We start from the raw sequence: 18,889 nt of genomic DNA, 5'->3' as shown, positions 1-18,889 counted from the left end.
TTTTTCGCTTTAATTCTATTAACACTAAGTTCATATTTATAGAAATATATAGTACTATTAATTTATAAGCATTCTAAATTAACTTACAAAAACTTAATAAAAAGCTAGTTTTTTTAAAATCTCATACCACTCTAAATTATAATTAACTATGAACTTTTTATTAATTAATTATAATTTAAAGTGGTAAAAGAAAGAAGGGACCACATGAAAGAGAATTTATTGAAAAAATTTAAACTTAATAAACCACTTAGCTTTTTTATTTTAGTACTATGGTGTGCAATTGTAGCATTTTTATTTTTTACTTCTCCTTCCCTCTCAAAGCTAGTTAGTGAAAAAGGTGGAGTTCAATTACCTAATGATTATTCTTCTAAAATTTCAGAAATACTTGAAGAAAATAATCAATTTAACAGTAATGATAGCTACATAGCTATTTTCCACTCTGATAGCAAATTAACAGATGAGAACTTAAAAAATATAAAAAATACAATTGATAGGTTAAAGTCTGAAGAAAATAGTGATTATATTCAGAGCATAAATGATAGTTTTGATACTCCAGAACTAAAAAATCAACTTAATTCAGATAATGGTAAAACTATCATAGCTTTAATGACAATTGATCCTAAGGGAGCCTCTGTAAGCACGATTGAAAAGACATTAAATGATAAACTAAAAACTCCAGGTGTTGAAACCTATGTAACAGGTCAAAGTCTTATAGAAAACGATGTTAATGTTGCTGCACAAAAAGGATTAAATAAAACTCAAACTATAACCGTTATATTTATATTTATAGTACTTATATTATTATTTAGGTCAGTGGTTACTCCATTTATTCCTCTACTTACTGTAGGAATAAGTTATCTGGGAGCTCAATCAGTTGTAGCTATTTTAGCAGATAAATTTAATTTTCCACTTTCAAACTATACCCAGATATTTATGATATGTATTATGTTTGGTATAGGAACAGACTATTCAATCCTTTTATTAAATAGATTTAAAAGAGAATTGGCAAATGGAAATGAGGGATTCACTGCTGTAAAAACTACTTTTAAGACAGCTGGTAAAACAGTCTTATCTAGTGCCACCCCAGTTTTTGTAGTTTTCGCTTCTCTTAATTTTATAGAATTTAATCTATATAGAAGTGCTGTTGCCGTGGCAATTGGTATATTATTTTTAATCACAGCATTATTTACAATTTTCCCTGCTGTAATGATTATATTAGGCAAAAATATCTTTTGGCCTGTTAAAGGAACTTTTAAAGCTGAAGAAAATAAGCTTTGGGCTAAACTAGCTAATAAGGCTTTTGCTAAGCCTATACCTGTATTAGGAATTATATTCGCTATACTTTTAATTCCTATTTTATTTAATAACTTTAACCAATCATTTAATAATCTAAATGAAATAGGAAATACATATTCTGCAAAGGAAGGTTTTAATATAATAGCAGATGACTTCGGAATAGGACAAGCTTCTCCAGTTTCCATCTACATAGAAAATGATGATGATATGAGAAAACCAGAATACGTAGCTCTTATAGAAAAACTTTCTAATGACTTACAAAATTCTAGCGATGACATAAAATCTGTTTTAAGTGTTACTAGACCTACAGGTACTCGTATTGATGAGATTTATGTAAATGATCAAGCTAGTCAGGTTCACCAAGGAATAGATAAGGCTAATAGTGGATTAAATGAAATAAATAGTGGATTAAATGATGCTAGTAAAAAAATAGATTCCTCTAAAAGCCAGTTGAAAGGTGCTGAAGAAGGAACTGCACAACTTCAAGAAGGTACTAAAAAAACTGAGGAAGGCGTTTCAGATCTTCAAGGTGCTCTTAATGAACTTGTTGAAAGCATAAGAGAAGAACATACTGGCGCTACAGAATTAAAGGATTCTATAGATGGAGCTTTAAATAAAGTAAGTGCTTTAAAATTAAGCAAATCACAGCTTGAAAAAGGTTATACTGATATACTTAACTCAGCTAATGATGTCCTTAATAACTTAAATACTATTGGTTCCTTAGCTGGAGATCCTAATGCATTTAATGTTGATACAAGTAATCTAAAAAACTCTCTTTCATCATTAAATTCTCACTTAAGTGAATATTTAAAAGCTCATCCTGAAATCGCTAATGATGAAAACTTTAAAAAATTATCTGAAGATGCTAATAAATTAAATAATGCTTCTAACAATTTAAAAGGAGTTCTTAATAATAGTCCAGAAATCAAATCTATAAATGAAAGTATAGGGGCATTAAAGGTTCTAATAAACAATTTAAATGATAAAAAAGATACTGTAATAAATGATTTAGAAAGTTTCAACTCAGGAATTTCTGAAATTGAAAATGGATTAAACGCCTTAGATAGTGGACTTGGAAAATCTCTAGCAGGTGGTGAAGAAATTTCTTCTAAGGTACCTGAAATTTCAAATGCATTAAGCCAAATAGCTAATGGACAATCTAAAATTCAAGATGGATTCAAAGAATTTTCAGGACAAATAAACGAATTATCAAATGGTCTTGAAGCAGGGTCTAATGGAATAACTGAAATTCAAAATGGTCTTAAATATGCTAATGGATTCATAAATGACTGGTCAAATCTTTCTTATAATATTTCAGGAATTTGTGTTCCAGTACAAGTATTCAATAACAATGAATTCAAACAATCACTAAATCAATATATAAGTCCAGATGGCAAACTTGCCGTAATAAATATAATAACTAATGAAAATCCTTATTCTAATGAGGCTGTTAATGCTATTCCTCAATTAGAATCTATTGTTCAAGATAGCGTTAAAGGTACGAAACTAGAAAATGCTAATATTGGTATTGGTGGAATGGCTAGCACAACCTATGAAACAAAAAAAATGGCTGATACCGATTATGATAAAGCCTTAATTTTTGTAATAGTTGGTGTATTTATTACATTAATTATTATATTAAGATCTTTAACAATGCCAATATATTTAATGATTTCATTATTATTAACTTATTTTACATCCATAAGTATAATTCAACTTGTAGTTACTAAAATAATGGGATATCCAGGAATATCATGGATAACATCATTCTTTGGTTTTGTTGTACTAATGGCTTTAGGAATAGATTATTCCATATTTATAATGACAAAATTTAACCAAGATGTTGATGGAACTATAAAAGATCGTATAATAAGAACAATGAAAAGTATGGGTGGAGTTATAATTTCTGCTGTAATAATCCTTAGCGGTACCTTTGCAGCGTTACTTCCATCTGGAGTACTCACATTAATTGAAATTTCTATGGTAGTTTTAACAGGTATTCTTTTATATGTTGTTGTTGTTCTTCCTTTATTCATACCAGCAATGGTAAAAATATTTGGTAAAGCAAACTGGTGGCCATTTAAACCAATCATCTCAAAAGAAGATTCAAATTTAGATGATTCAACTACAATTGTTACAACAGTAGTTACAACAACTACTACCACCACAAGTAAAGGAACATCTACTACCACAAAGAAGGAATCTAAAACAACTACAAACCCAAAATAAAAAACTTTATAAATCATTAAAATAAAAGAACTTATAATAATATAGAAAGAGCTTTCACTCTCTACATATTTTATAAGTTCTTTTTAATTATACTTTACTTTTAAAATTATACTACATAAAAAAATAATTTTGCATAAGCTCAAGATACCAAATTCAAAATTTGGACTTTCACTTAATCTAATACAAATTTTTCTATAGCCTTAGCTACTCCATCATTTTCATTTGTGTCTGTTATATAGTCTGCTTTTTCCTTTAAAAACTCTTCAGCATTTCCCATGGCAATTCCAAGTCCAGCAAATTCTATCATACTAAGATCATTTTCACTATCACCTAGGCAAATAATCTCCTCTCTATTTATATGAAGCATATCTGATAGAACTTTTACTGCATTTCCCTTTGAAGTTCCATTATTCATAACTTCAAAATTATTAGGTGATGAACTTACCACTTCAAAATCCGCATATTTCTTTAACTCTTCTTTTGCCTTAAATAATTCATCTAATTTATTATTATCATTTTCTATACAAATAGCTTTAAGTATATGTTTTCCATGAGTTTTAAAAGACTCTCTAAAATCTACTCCTTCTGAAAACATTACTTTTTCATCAGATTCTCCCATCATTCTATTCATAACCTTATATCCATGTTCTTCTGGAACTATATTCTCAGATATAACAGTATCAGGTGTATTAAAATATGCCATTTGAATATCATACTTCTTTATAACATCATATATTCTTTCTATTTGTTCCTCATTTAAAACAGATTCATATATAACTTTATCTTCATCCTTCTCTCTTATAAAAGCTCCATTACATGATATTATAGGTGTCTTAACACCAATAAGACTTGCATAATATTTTGCTGAAGCAAATAATCTACCAGTTGTTACAGCTACTTTCACGCCTTTTTCCGTAGCTTTTTTTATGGCTTCTTTATTTCTTTCACTAACTTCATGCTTGTTATTTAATAATGTTCCATCCATATCTATACATATTAATTTATATGCCATACTTAAATTCTCCCTTCAAATTACCAATTCGTTATTACCTATTTTTTCTTCTTATATCCTATCCTAAAATATAGTATTTGTTTTTTCAACTTTATTAATCAGACTTTACGTAAATATAACCTATATAAAACTTAATAATAATAGATTTAACAATCCAACTCATAGATTTACTACAAACCTTAATAATTACCAAATAAACTTAAACTCTATTTTAAATAACTTAAATCATTTTGGAGAAACTAAAAGTAGACTTAATTTAAAGAAAATTAATTCACTCTAAATTATAGTCAAGTTTATATAGTTTAAAATTGAAAGGAGAAATAAAAAATGAGCGAAAAAAATGAAAGCAAATTATATACTCCTAAAGATAGGACATTTTATAGTCCTGAAGGACATGATCTAGTTTCTTATTCAAAAACAGGAAAAACTTATTCAAAACTACCTAGTCCCGTTAAAGATGATATAGTTTGTAACAATATAGCATACAATGAATTTGATTATACAGAAGATATTTTTGATGACGATGATATGTAAAAAATCAACATTTACAAAACAACTCCAAAAAATAAAAAGTGTATCAGTATTTGATACACTTTTTTATTCTTATAATTAATAGAAATTATATTAACTAATATATTGAAAATTATTAATAGACTAAATTTTAAAGAATTCAGTGAATGATTTTATACAATCAAAGTGATCTTTTACAGCACCGAACTCTCTTATTGAATGCATTGCTAATATTGGAGTTCCCATATCAACTGATCTTATTGGTAAATGAGTTGATGATATTGGTCCTATAGTTGAACCACCTCTCATATCAGATCTATTTACAAACTTTTGAACATTAACGCCAGCTTTTCTACATACCATTTCATAAACAGCTGCTGAATCACTATCACTAGTATAGCTTTGTGATGCTGCTATTTTTATTACAGGTCCTTTTCCTAAAACTGGTCTAACTACAGGATCGTGTTTTTCTCCTAAGTTTGGATGAACAGCATGAGCTAAATCTGCTGAAATCATAAATGATTCTGATAAAGATCTTAAGAAATCTTCTCTATCTTTACCTAAAGCTAGTACAATTCTTTCTAATATTGTTTTTAAGAAATCTGAATCTCCACCTTGTTTAGTAGCACTTCCAACTTCTTCGTTATCAAAACATACCATTACATTAGTAGCTTGTGATACTTCTGCATCCATTAATGCTTTAATACCAGCATGAACCATTGATAAGTCATCTAATCTTCCTGAAGATATAAATTCTTCGTTTAAGCCCATTAAACAACCTTTTTCATATTCATATGGATATAATTCAAAATCAAGAATATCCTCTTTTGCACAATATAATTCTTTTGCTAAAAGCTCAATTAGATAGTTACCTTTTTCTAAAGTTTCATTAACAAGTGATAATAATGGTAATGTATCCTTTTGTCTGTTTATTTTATATCCATCATTAACTTCTCTATTCATATGAATTGCTAAGTTTGGAATTATAAGTATTGGTCTATTTATATTAACTATTTTATTAACTGGTTTTAATGGATTTTTACTTACTAATGATACTCTTCCTGCTAAAGCTAATGGTCTATCAAACCAAGTATTTAATATCGGTCCACCATAAACCTCAGTATTTAACTTAACATAAGTATTTTCAACTGTTATCTCTGCATTTGGCTTTATTCTAAATCCTGGTGAATCAGTATGGGCACCTATTATTTTAAATCCATTCTCTGCAATGTCACCTTTACCAACTCTGAAAGCAATTAAAGCTGAATCATTTTTAGTAACAAAATATTTGCCTTCAACTTCTAAATCCCATCTATCTGTCTCTTTTAATTCTTTAAATCCTTCAAATTCCAATGTGTCTTTTACATTCTTTGTAGCATGAAAAGCTGTTGGACTTTCATATAAAAAATTAATTAGTTCATTTGCGATAACTTTTTCCATCTGTATCTCACCTTTCTATCTAAATAGATACTTTTATTTATACTTTACCACAAAACTTATAATTAACAAAATATTAAAACACTATGAAAAACCCTGTTTTCACTGAAAATATATTAGTTTTTCAATAGATTTACAGATAATTACACCTTAATATACTTTTTGCTTACATATCCAATTTTTATTCCACTATTAGTAGTAAATTGAACTTTATACCAATCATTTTCTTCTCCTAAAATCTTAACCTTATTTCCCGGTAATAGATAACCTAATACTTGATAATTAGTTCCAGGACCTGTTCTCACATTTAAATTTGTACTTACCCCATAAACAGTTCCTTCTTTATTTTCATTGTTACTTTCATTATTCGATCCTTCATTAACTATAGTTATATATGACTTTGAAGCATATCCAGTCTTACCATTGAATTTTATTTCATACCAGCCATCTACTTCCTTAAGTATTTCTACCTTATCATTATTACGTAAAGTTCCTATAACACCATAATTGCTTCCAGGACCGCTTCTCATGTTTAGAGTGCTATTAACTTTAATTATTCCTTGTTTATTTACTGAGACTGATGGCTTTTCTGGCTCTACTGACGGTTTTTCTGGATTTTCTGGTGTACTATCATTTTCCAAAGAAATATATTTTTTACTTACATATCCTTCTTTATTTCCATTAAAAGTTATGTTATACCAACCATCTTTTTCATAATTAACCTTAACCTCTTCACTATTTAAAAGATAGCCTACAACACTATATGATGTACCTGGTCCTTTTCTTACATTTAAATTTGAGGATATACCTACAACCTTACCATTTTTATTTATGGTATTTTCCTGATTATTTCCTGTATTATCACTGTCTCCAGGCGTTTCACCTATTACTGATATATACTCTTTACTTACATATCCATATTTTTTCTTTAATCCATCTATATAATCAATCTTATACCATCCATTTAGCTCTTCATATATTCCTACAACTTGATTTCTATTTAATTTGTGTACAATTCTCCCAGAAGTGCTTGGACTTTCTCTTACATTTAGAACAGATGCATTCACAACTTTCCCTTGCATTTTAGGCTTTAATCCATCATCTTCTACATTTCCATCTCCACCAGAAATTTTATTCTTAAAGTAAGGCCATAAGCTCGGTCTATCTTCAATCATCATTCTTGAACATGTTTTTCCACTTGCATCTCTATGCATCACAACGTTTTCTGAAGGTATATTATATTTATTCATTAAATACTTAGTTAGTTCAACTCCATGTTCTAGAGTTTTATCAAAATTATTTCCCTTATTAACACATAACTCTATGGCTATAGTTGTTGAATTATTTATATTAGGATTATTACCATCTCCAACATGCCATCCCTTCCAAGTATCTTCTAAAGCTTGAACAATATTTCCCTCATCAATTATGTAATGAGCTGATGCTTTAGCATTTGGATGGTTTGCAAAATAATTTCTATTAGCCATAGCATTAGCTCCAGCTTGTCTATTATCAGTGTCATGTATAACTATATATTTAGGCTTTATAGTAACACCCTGAGAATAGTTTATATCTATTAATTGCTTATTTACCTTTATTCCATTTATAACTGGTGTATTCTTCGAATTTTTTAAATTTCCCTCATTAACTTCATGATAATCACCCGCTATACAATTGCTTTCCTTATTGCTTTCACTATGACTTTCGTTTCCACTATTTTCATTTGCTAAAACCACTTCATTAAAACTTGAAATATTCGCAACAAAAACACACGACAGTATTAAAGCACTTATTTTCCTTCTCTTCATCCCTAACCTCTCCCTATATACTATAATTATCCTTATATTGATTTTTTTATAATTGCCTTATTATTTTATATTCTATTTCAATATTTTTCAATATAAAATATTATGTTATAATAAAATGAGATTTAGTTCAGGTTAGTTTTTGAAACTTCTGGATTTTATTTAGTCAATCTATTATTTAGTATTTTATCTTATGAAAGCTTAAATATTATAATTACTAGTATTAGATTCACAATTTAATATAAAAATGGAGAGATGATACTTATGTTTTCAAATTTTATAATAAAATTATTCATTAAGGATTATAAAAATACAGAAAATGAAGATGTTAGAAGTGCATATGGTTATCTAGCCAGTATAGTTGGAATAATTATTAATACACTCTTGTTCTTAATTAAAATTTCTGTTGGATTACTTTCAGCAAGTATAGCTATAACAGCTGATGCCTTTAACAACCTTTCTGATGCCGGCTCTTCTGTAATAACAATGATTGGTTTTAAACTAGCCAAAATGCCCGCTGACAAGGAACATCCATTTGGTCATGGTAGAATTGAATATATTTCAGCTCTAATAGTTGCTTTCATGGTAATGCTAGTAGGTTTTCAATTCACAAAATCATCAATAGAAAGAATTATGAACCCCACCCATGTCAATTTTGAACTAATTCCTTTTATTCTACTTGTAATCTCAATATTCTTCAAATTTTGGTTAAGTAGATTTAATAAGATTACAGGTGAAAGAATAAATTCTTCAGCTCTTAAAGCTACTTCAGTTGATGCTTTAGGTGATGTGTTCACATCAACATGCGTTGCTATATCATTCTTAGCAGCTAAGTTTACTACATTTCCTATTGATGGATATATAGGAGTTATTGTTTCACTAGCTATATTATACGCTGGATTCACTTTAATAAAAGAAACTATAAATCCACTATTAGGAGAAGCTCCTGATCCTGAGCTTGCAAAAAATATTAGAGATATGGTTTTATCATACGATAATATTATAGGTGTTCATGACCTTATAATTCATAACTACGGTGTAGGAAAATGTATGGCTTCAATTCATGCTGAAATACCATCTGATATAAATGTTATGAAAATACACGATATTATAGATATGGCTGAAAGAGAAATTTCTAAAAAGCTTAAAATTTATTTAGTAATTCATATGGACCCTATCTGTATAGAAGATGATGAAATAAAACAAGCTAAAGAAGAAATAGATAAAATAATCAAATATAATCCATTAATAGAATCAATGCATGATTTTAGGATTATTGGTCATGGTGAAAAGAAAAATCTTATATTTGATGTGGTTGTAAACCCAGAAAAACTAAAAAAAGTTATGTCTGAAAGTGAGTTAAAGGAAAGCATAATAAATGCTGTTAAAGAGACTCATCCACAATATAACTGTATAATAACTATAGATAGAGATTTTACTTGTTAAAAAAGAGTAGAAATGATAATTCTCATTTCTACTCTTTTTAATTCTGTTTAAGATAAATTTTAATTACCTACTCCTCCACTATTAATGAGACATGAGTATTAATTATTTTTAAAGTAATCTGATCTTATTATTTTAGTTGATATATCATAAGATTGTTTAACGTGATTTAACTCATCTTGTGATTTAGCTTCTCCGGCTACTTCTCCACCTGGAAGTGGTGCTATATTTCTATTTGTATTTAAAAGATTTCTTCCAATTACATTTCTTAAGCTTCCATCATTAACACCTAGTAAATATGAAACTGTTGGCATAACATCTATAAGACCACCTTTAGTTTCTATTGTCTTTCCTTTTATTGATGGGTTATAAATTATAAGTGGAACTTTCTTCTCATCAAGTTTCCAATAGTTTCCGTCAAAATTAACATCTTTTAATTGATCTTTATAGTATTTATTAGGACCAGCATGGTCTCCATATATAACAAATACTGTGTCATCGAATCTACCCTCAGCCTTTAATTTATCCATAAACATCTTAATAGCTTCATCTGTATATCTTACAGTCTTAAAGTATTGTCCTAAAAGAGTTCCGTCTATTTCACTTGGTACTTTTATTGTTGTATGCGCATCATCAATTTCAAAAGGACCATGATTTGTTAAAGTAACTGTAAATAGATAAAATGGTTGTTTTAAACTTCCTGCTTTCGTTGCTAATTGTGATAAATAACTCTTATCTGATATTCCTAATCCTATTATTTCATCTTCATTAAAATCATATAATGTGTATGAATTTTGGAATTTTAATAAACTATGATGTACTTCTCCCCAGTTCCAGCTTCCAGCAACCTCAGGATGAGCTGAAACCGTAGTATAACCATCCTTTTCTAATAAAGATGGTAAAGTTGTTAATGTTCTACTTGGATATGCAAATGATGTTGCAGCATTAGTTACTGGTAACATACCTGTATTAACCATTAAGTCAGCATCTGAACTAAATCCAGTTAAATTTTCTTCATAAATATTAGGGAAATAATATGAATTCTTTAACATTGAATTTAGTGTTGGAGTTATTTCTTGTCCATCTACTTTTTTGCCTATAACGAAGTCCTCTAAAGATTCAACTTGTATAACAACTAAATTTTTACCTTTTAACTCCCCTTTGTATTGATTATCAGGTAAATTCTCATAGTTAGCATCAAGCCAGCTTTGTACCTCTTGCTTTTCTTGATCACTTAATTTTATATCCTTATCAAGAACTAAAGTCTTATAAATATCAAAGAAATGATATCCTAAAGGAGTAGCTCTGAAAAGTCCACTAGTAGGTGTCCAAGCAACTCTTAAGAATCCCTTTTCTCCATTAGTTATATCCTTAACATCATATAAATAGTATTTTCCCAATATACATCCACTAGGAACTAAGAATGTTAATAAAAATGCTATAATTCTATATTTAAGCTTACCAAAATACCAATTCTTAGTGTACTTTCTAAATAATATGTAAAGTATAGGTAGTAACACTAAATCTATTAAAAATAAAAGCATTCTACTTCTAAAGAATAGCAAGTCCTTATTTAAAGGATTAAATAAATCTGGATAAATTAAGAACTTTATTGATGGAAAAGTTCCATAAAGTCTGTAGTAAAGTAAATCAAAAATTAAAAGTGCTGAAATTCCTAAATCCACAATATATAAGTATATGAATTTCCCCCATCTTTTAAATAAGAATCCAAAACTTATGAATAATAATGGGAATAAAAGATATATTATTTTATAATCTATTAATCCATATACAAACCCTAAATTTAGTTCCATTCCGCTATTACTCTTTAGCATTGTACAAAATACAGTAATTTTAAATACAAGTAAAAGATAGAATAGTATTTCTAAAGGAAATTTCTTAAGAAACCTACCTATTTTACTTAAAAGTCCATTACTCTTTGGCATAAAATATCCTCCTTTTTTATTTTTAAATATAATTTATTTTTATTTTCACTTAGCTAAAACACTCTTAAATTAATAAATGTATAAAGTGTAATTTTATATTAGCTTATGAAATTTTAAAAACACACCATATTCATATTTTTTTTGCAAATTACTAGTTATAAATTTATATTCATTTAAACTACATAGCTATAAAAATAGATCCTATTATTATTAAAATAGTTCCTATTATTTTATTTCTAGTTATCTTCTCTCCTAAAGCTATTTTTGATATTATCATTGTCCATATATATGTCATGGCAGTTAAAGGTAAAACAATACTATATGGTAAAAACTTAAGTGCTACTATGTTTAAAAGTGCTGCACTTACGTAAAATATTCCGCCAATATAAACTCTCCAATTTAAAATAAGCGATAATAGTCCATTTAAGTTATCTGCTCCTCTTTTAAAAAAGTATCCACCTAATGCTCCCAAAAGAGTCATTATAGGGAATAAAAAATATATCTTATTCACCTTCATCCCCCCTTGCTATGAATACAATTCCTATAATTATCACAACTATTCCTACCAATTGTAAAAATGACACTCTTTCATTTAGAAATACAAATCCATTTATTAGAGCAAAAATATATCCTATACACATAAGAGGATGTAAAATTGATAATTCACCAAATTTAAATGCTATTATCATCGTTAATGCTCCAACACCATAAAGAATAAATCCTAATAATATAATCCATATGCTCTGATTTACTCCAATTTTCCAAAAAAGTTGTCCAAATGAAGTACACAAAGCTGATATTACTATTAGTAATATTCCCTTCCAAAGCTTATTTTCTTTCACAACCTTCTCCTACTTCCATCTTAGTATTTCATAATCTAAATTTTTCTTATTATAATTTATTAAATATGCCTTTCCTACCAAATTAAACATAGGTAAATCTGAAAGGGAATCTGAATAAGCTACAGATTCAGCCTTATTGATGCATAAATCTTTTTCTTTTAGATACTCAGTTATTCTTTTTACTTTCTCTTTTCCTTTGCAATTTTCTCCCTCTATCTTATTTATGTATCTGTCATTTTTCAAACTTAATTTTGTTCCTATTACTCCATCTACGTAATCTTCTATTTCAAAAAATTTCAAATAACATTCTGGAGAAGCAGATACTAATAATATGTAATAATCCATTTCTCTTAGCTTTTTAATCTCTTCTATGGCATCATTATATACTGTAGCTTTTATTACCTCATTATAAAACTCTTCAAGATCATTATTATTTAAATAATTTAGAGTATAAAACATATTCTCTTTTGCCTTTTTAGTATCAATAAACTTTAATTTATATGAGACTAACATAAAAAAAAGTTTTGGTAAATTCCATTTAGCTCTCGGATATTTTTTTATAGTGTACTTTAATAGCTTAAACATAGAATCACCATTTATTAAGGTCTTATCAATATCAAATAAAGCAATCTTTATAGATTTCATCCTTATACCTCATTTCTTAAATAAATACACAATTAACTTTATATATCATAAAAATAATATATAACTAAGTAAATTTAAACTATTAAACTATCCATAAAAGTATTATTACACTTGTAACTGCCCATAATATTACATCAATTATTATACTTTTATCTGTTAATATTGTTTCGGTAGGACTTCCCCCTTGACCTTTTTTCATGCTTAAATATTTATATCTGAAAAGTCCATAAATAACAAAAACATTTGTTATCATCATATAAGAAGTGTCATAAGCTACGAATGTATACATAGCATAAGCTATAACAGTGCAAGTTAATGTAATATCCGAAAACTGTTTTAATAATTCATCCGAATAATCATCTAATATTTTTCTATGTTCAGTAGCCTTTTCTTCTAATTTAATTATCTCATTTCTTCTTTTTTCAAATCCTAAAAATAATGCTATAAAGAAAGTACATAATAATATCCATCCAGATAATGAAACATCAATAACTACTCCCCCAGCAATGACTCTTAATATAAATCCAAAAGCAATTGAAATAACATCTAATATTACTACATTTTTTATTTTAAATGAATAAAAAATATTGTTTATAAAATATACTGCTAGTATAAAAAACAACTTCCTATTAATAAAAAAGGCGCATGTCATACTAAATACTAGCAAAATAAATAAAGCTATTTCAGCTTCCTTTATTGAAATTGCTCCACTTGCAATAGGTCTAAACCTTTTTTTAGGATGTACCCTGTCTTTCTCTACATCTAAAATGTCATTCATAATATAGACAGTAGATGATATTAAACAAAATAGTATAAATGTAATAATTGCATAAATATCCTTATTTAAATCAAGGAAACTATATGAAAATATTAAAGCCCCAAAGACAAAAAAGTTTTTTATCCACTGCTTAGGTCTCATCAATTTGAATAGACTTACAAAAAAACTTTCCTGCTTACTGCTTATCTCATTATTATTTTTTTCTTTAAATTCCATCAGTAGGCCTCCATCAATAAAATACTTGTTTTTCCAAGTTTTACAACGATTAATATTATACCATACTTATTTTGTTTATAGTTTACGTTTTTTACTAAAAAAATACATATTTAAAAGCTATTAGCTAGATTATTTTCAAAATCGAACTAATAGCTTTTAATTTTATTAATTATTCTTAAAATAATTACCTTGTATAACCATATCTGCAATATTAAATGAATTTTCTAAATGAACCCTTTCCTCAATAGTTGGATTTCCTACTATTGTTCCATCATTTAATATTGTTGCATTTCTATTTGTATTTACTAAAACTCTACCCATTGATGTATTATCAAATGCATCTCTATTAAATCCTAAAAGATATGCTGCAGTTGGTAAGAAATCTATTTGCCCACCTTCTTTTGATATAGTTTCCCCTTTAATGCTTGGGTTATATATTAAGAAAGGTATTTCTTTATGATCATCTTTCCACCAATCACCTGCTAATGGTGCGTCTTTTATTTGATCTTCATAGAATTTATGAACTCCGCCATGATCTCCATAAAGCATTATTACAGTATTATCTAAAAGACCTTCCTCTTTCAATTGGTTTAAGAAATCTCCAATTGCTTGATCTGTATATCTAATACTTTGGAAATATGCTCCTAGCATATTGTTATTTAAATCTTCAGGCAAGTCTAAATACTGCTTATCCTTAGGCATATCAAAAGGTCCATGACTTGTTAATGTTACTAAGAATGTATAGAATGGTTGTTTTTGATCTTTTAGTTTATCTCCAACCTGTTTTAAATAAGACTCATCTGACATTCCAAGTCCTATTATTTCACTTTGATCAAATTGAGATGCATCCCATATTTCATCTGCATTAAATGCTTTATGAACTTCAGCCCAATTCCAATTTCCTGGAACCTCTGGATGTGTTGAAATTGTTGTATATCCTTTACTTTCTAGTAAATCCTGTAGAGTATTATATTCAGTCCATGGATATCCAAAGAATGTAGTTCCTTCTCTAACTGGTAATATTGATGTATTAACCATTAAATCGGCATCTGAGCTTGTTCCTGAGTTATTTTGTTCCTTTATATTATCAAAATACAAACTATTCTTTAAAAGCTTATTTATATTTGGAGTAATCTCCTGACCATATACTTTTTGGCCTATAACAAAGTTTTCAAGAGATTCAACCTGTAAAGCTATAAGATTCTTGCCTTCAAGCATTCCTTTGTATTTATTGTCTGGTAAGTCCTCTTTGTTTTCATTAAACCATTCTTTAATTTCATTTTTCTGAGCATCACTTAAAGTCTGCTCTCTATTTGAATAGTAATAAATATCATATCCATGATATCCTAAAGGACTCATATCACTAATTGTTTGGAATGGTGCCCATGATATTCTAAGGAAACTTTTATCAGATTTCCTTTCAATATCTATATAATAATGGGATATTCCTATTACAGTTGCACTTATTCCAAATACACATATAAATGCAATTAATCTAGTTTTTATATTACTCTTGTACTTTACATTTTTTAAACCTGTAAAGTTATAAACTAAAAATAATAATATAAAGTCTACTATAAATACTAAATCTACAGGAGCAAAATTAAATAAACTCTTTCCTACAGGATTAAAAATCCCTGGCTCAATTATATGTCTTATTGATAAAAAAGTACCATTTACTCTGTAGTACCAAATATCAGCTATAAATAGTAATGTCACTAATATATCGATTACTATAGCTGACCACATTCTTCCTTTACCTTTAAACAAGTAAACAAAACTTGCTATTAATGTTACTATTGCTATATGTCCCCACCAAGCTGGAGGAGTAAAATACATTGAAGATAAGTTAATACTTGTAGATCCTGGTGTTCTAAGCATTGATAAAAGCAACATTGATTTTATTTGAAGTGTTATCACTAGGAAAATAAAAACCCAGTTACACTTAAAAAAGCTTTTTACTTTTTCCTTCATAAAATTTTCCTCACTATCTTTATTATTTTAATCTTTACTCTCATTATTATATCATTTACAGTAAATTTTTCATAAAAAATAATTAAGTTTTGTTAAGAATTTATTTTTTTCTTAAAAATACAAAAGAGGACATAAAGCTTTAAATCTTTATGTCCTCTTTTTGTACTAATTAATTTATTTAAAAGATTAAACCTATTAAAATTTAATCTTCTAAAGGCTACTATAAAACTTTTGATAAAAAATCTTGTGTTCTTGAATTTTTAGGATTCTCAAATATCTCCTCTGGAGTGCCTTCTTCAATAATTTTACCTTCATCCATGAACAAAATTCTATCTCCTACTTCCTTTGCAAAACCCATTTCATGGGTTACTACAACCATAGTCATTCCATCCTTTGCTAAAGACTTCATAACATTTAAAACTTCTCCTACCATTTCAGGATCTAAAGCCGATGTTGGTTCATCAAAAAGCATAACATCAGGTTCCATAGCCAAAGCTCTTGCTATGGCTATTCTTTGCTTTTGTCCTCCTGAAAGAGAATTAGGATAAGCATCTTTTTTATCTAAAAGACCTACTTTTTCCAATAACTCATTTCCTTTCTTTATAGCATTCTCACTAGAAACTTTTTTTATTTTAGTTGGTCCTATAGTTAAATTCTCCATAACTGTTTTATGTGGGAAAAGATTAAATTGTTGAAAGACCATTCCCATCTTTTCTCTTATTTTATTTATATCAACATTCTTATTTGTTATATCTTCTCCTTCAAAGTTAATTACTCCTGAAGTAGGTTCCTCTAATAGATTTAAACATCTTAAAAATGTACTTTTTCCTGATCCTGAAGGGCCAATTATAACAACAACTTCTCCCTTTTCTATTGTTTCACTTATATCTTTTAACACTTCATTTTTCCCAAAATTTTTATATAAATTACTAACATTTATCATGCTTTATTCAACTTCCTTTCTATATAAGCTATAGCTCTTCCTAAACTAAACGTCATAACAAAATAGAACATAGCGATAACAATAAGTGGCTCAAATCCTTTATAGGTAGCCCCTGTGACTATCTTTGATGAATACATAAGTTCTGCTACACCTATTGTAGATGCCATAGATGATTCCTTAATTATAGCAACGAATTCATTTCCTATAGCTGGAAGTATATTTTTTATAGCTTGCGGAAGTATTATAAGCCTCATAGCCATTCCTTCTGTCATACCTAAACTTCTAGCCGCTTCTAACTGACCTTTATCAATAGCATCTATTCCTGCTCTTATTATTTCTGAAACATAAGCTGCTGAGTTTAATGAAATAGCAACAATACATGAAGTTAGCACTCCTAATTGTATCCCAAATGAAGGTAATCCGAAATAAACTATATATATTTGTAATAAAAGAGGTGTTCCTCTTACTAATTCTACGTAAGCACTAGAAATTACTTTTAATATTCTAACTTTAAATATTGAAATTTTAGAACGCTTCATAAAGCATAAAATTGTTCCTAATAAAGCTCCCAAAATAACTGTTATTGCTGAAATTATTAATGTCCACTTAGCACCTTCCAAAAATATTGGAAAATACTCTTTTAAAAAACCAAAGTCTAAGCCCTCCATGTGTATTGCCCCCTAATTATTAAAACTTTTATTATTACTCTTTCTTTTGATATGGAACTAATTCAATAGCATCATTTACAAATTGATCCATATTTCCATCATCTTTTAATTTTTTAATTGTAGCATTTACTTGATCAACTAAATCCTTATTTCCTTTTTGTATTGCTATAGCTGATCCTCCCTCTGAATTTTTTATACCATTGTCTGCAGTAGCTAACTCCTCATTAACTTCAGTAGCTATTTTTGCAACTGGTAATTCTACTATTAAAGCATCGAGCTTTCCTGTTTTTAATTCTAAAATTAAAGTATTTACATTATCTAAAAGTTTGACATCTGCTCCTTCTATTCCATTTGCTATTTCAGCTTGTATAGATCCTATTTGAGCTCCAACTTTCTTTCCTTTTAAATCTTCAATGCCTTTTATAGAGTCCTTATTGTTTTTATTTATTAAAATTCCTTGATCTGCTTCATAATAAATATCTGAAAAATCTACAGCTTCTTTTCTTTTTTCATCAGGAGTTATTCCTGAAATTCCAAGATCAATGGCTCCACTTTTAACTGATTGAACTATAGCCCCAAAGTCCATTTCTTTAATTTCTAAATCAACGTCCATATCCTTTGCAATTTCCTTTGCTATGTCTATATCAAATCCAACTATCTGATCTTTTCCATCTTTCATTATATGAAATTCATAAGGCGCATAATCTGCACTTAATCCAACAACTAACTTTCCATTTTCTTTTATTTTAGCTACTTTTCCATTAGAATCATTTTCTCCCTTAGTAGCATTTGCCCCACATCCTGCTAAGCTTAAAGTTAATCCCCCGATCATAGCTATTGATAATATTTTTTTAAACAAATTCTTTTTCATATTTATTCCCCCTAATATTTATTCACTTATTGCTTCCTTCTTGTATAATTATACGTTATTGATGAATAAAATTGCAATATATTTTTTAAAACCAATATATTCCTCATCATTGTTTTTTGCTATTAATTTATTTTTATAGTATATATTTTATTAATTTACTCCTTTTGAAAAGGTATTATATAATTATTTAATCAATTTTATTGCATATTTTTTATAAATTCATCATAAATATCCTCTGTATATTTCCTGTGTTTTTATACATTTTATTATTATG

At 28.0% G+C, this 18,889-nt stretch carries 15 protein-coding genes; 3 read left to right on the top strand and 12 right to left on the bottom strand.

Going from position 1 to position 18,889, the window contains the following annotated elements; translation table 11 throughout:
* Positions 1-204 precede the first annotated feature (204 nt).
* Entirely contained in the window at positions 205-3,525 is a 3,321-nt protein-coding gene (locus AC2A4K_RS03795) for an MMPL family transporter (RefSeq protein WP_322504291.1), read from the top strand.
* 172 nt (positions 3,526-3,697) lie between these two features.
* Here the strand turns inward: AC2A4K_RS03795 and AC2A4K_RS03790 are convergent, their stop codons facing one another.
* Positions 3,698-4,537 (bottom strand): Cof-type HAD-IIB family hydrolase, encoded by an 840-nt coding sequence (locus tag AC2A4K_RS03790; RefSeq protein ID WP_322504292.1) that lies wholly within the window; start codon positions 4,535-4,537, stop codon positions 3,698-3,700.
* A 327-nt stretch (positions 4,538-4,864) separates the two neighbouring features.
* Between AC2A4K_RS03790 and AC2A4K_RS03785 the strand changes: the two genes are divergently transcribed.
* On the top strand, positions 4,865-5,071 hold the full coding sequence (locus AC2A4K_RS03785) for a hypothetical protein (protein ID WP_322504293.1): 207 nt from the start codon (positions 4,865-4,867) through the stop codon (positions 5,069-5,071).
* Between the two features lie 120 nt (positions 5,072-5,191).
* Here the strand turns inward: AC2A4K_RS03785 and AC2A4K_RS03780 are convergent, their stop codons facing one another.
* Positions 5,192-6,493 carry a M18 family aminopeptidase gene (locus tag AC2A4K_RS03780; RefSeq protein WP_416173357.1) on the bottom strand — a complete coding sequence of 434 codons (1,302 nt, stop codon included), beginning with the start codon at positions 6,491-6,493 and terminating at the stop codon, positions 5,192-5,194.
* A gap of 134 nt (positions 6,494-6,627) precedes the next feature.
* Complete coding sequence (locus AC2A4K_RS03775) at positions 6,628-8,292, bottom strand: N-acetylmuramoyl-L-alanine amidase (RefSeq protein ID WP_322504295.1); 1,665 nt, start codon at positions 8,290-8,292, stop codon at positions 6,628-6,630.
* A 261-nt stretch (positions 8,293-8,553) separates the two neighbouring features.
* Between AC2A4K_RS03775 and AC2A4K_RS03770 the strand changes: the two genes are divergently transcribed.
* Complete coding sequence (locus AC2A4K_RS03770; protein WP_322504296.1) at positions 8,554-9,735, top strand: cation diffusion facilitator family transporter; 1,182 nt, start codon at positions 8,554-8,556, stop codon at positions 9,733-9,735.
* Between the two features lie 98 nt (positions 9,736-9,833).
* On the opposite strand, the gene AC2A4K_RS03765 is transcribed toward AC2A4K_RS03770, so the two are convergent.
* The 9 genes from AC2A4K_RS03765 to AC2A4K_RS03725 form a co-directional block, all read right to left on the bottom strand.
* A complete protein-coding gene (locus tag AC2A4K_RS03765; RefSeq protein ID WP_322504297.1) occupies positions 9,834-11,678 on the bottom strand; it encodes an LTA synthase family protein in 1,845 nt (614 codons plus the stop codon).
* Positions 11,679-11,856: 178 nt separating this feature from the next.
* A complete protein-coding gene (locus AC2A4K_RS03760) occupies positions 11,857-12,189 on the bottom strand; it encodes an EamA family transporter (RefSeq protein ID WP_322504298.1) in 333 nt (110 codons plus the stop codon).
* On the bottom strand, positions 12,182-12,520 hold the full coding sequence (locus tag AC2A4K_RS03755) for an EamA family transporter (RefSeq protein ID WP_322504299.1): 339 nt from the start codon (positions 12,518-12,520) through the stop codon (positions 12,182-12,184). Before AC2A4K_RS03755 ends, AC2A4K_RS03760 begins: the two co-directional genes overlap by 8 nt.
* 9 nt (positions 12,521-12,529) lie before the next feature.
* Positions 12,530-13,165 carry an HAD family hydrolase gene (locus tag AC2A4K_RS03750; protein WP_322504300.1) on the bottom strand — a complete coding sequence of 212 codons (636 nt, stop codon included), beginning with the start codon at positions 13,163-13,165 and terminating at the stop codon, positions 12,530-12,532.
* Positions 13,166-13,247: 82 nt separating this feature from the next.
* Positions 13,248-14,159: a decaprenyl-phosphate phosphoribosyltransferase gene (locus AC2A4K_RS03745; RefSeq protein WP_322504301.1), complete on the bottom strand. Its 912-nt coding sequence runs from the start codon at positions 14,157-14,159 to the stop codon at positions 13,248-13,250.
* Between the two features lie 165 nt (positions 14,160-14,324).
* Positions 14,325-16,133, bottom strand: coding sequence for an LTA synthase family protein (locus AC2A4K_RS03740; RefSeq protein ID WP_322504302.1), 1,809 nt, complete (start codon positions 16,131-16,133; stop codon positions 14,325-14,327).
* Between the two features lie 220 nt (positions 16,134-16,353).
* Positions 16,354-17,076, bottom strand: coding sequence for an amino acid ABC transporter ATP-binding protein (locus tag AC2A4K_RS03735; protein ID WP_322504303.1), 723 nt, complete (start codon positions 17,074-17,076; stop codon positions 16,354-16,356).
* Positions 17,073-17,744 carry an amino acid ABC transporter permease gene (locus tag AC2A4K_RS03730; RefSeq protein WP_322504304.1) on the bottom strand — a complete coding sequence of 224 codons (672 nt, stop codon included), beginning with the start codon at positions 17,742-17,744 and terminating at the stop codon, positions 17,073-17,075. The genes AC2A4K_RS03735 and AC2A4K_RS03730 overlap by 4 nt, the downstream gene beginning before the upstream one ends.
* Before the next feature lie 34 nt (positions 17,745-17,778).
* A complete protein-coding gene (locus AC2A4K_RS03725) occupies positions 17,779-18,615 on the bottom strand; it encodes a transporter substrate-binding domain-containing protein (RefSeq protein ID WP_322504305.1) in 837 nt (278 codons plus the stop codon).
* Positions 18,616-18,889: the final 274 nt, after the last annotated feature.

The organism is Clostridium sp. LIBA-8841 (genome assembly GCF_057782475.1).
The sequence above is the reverse complement of the archived record's forward strand: the minus strand, read 5'-3'. Positions and strand labels throughout refer to the sequence as shown.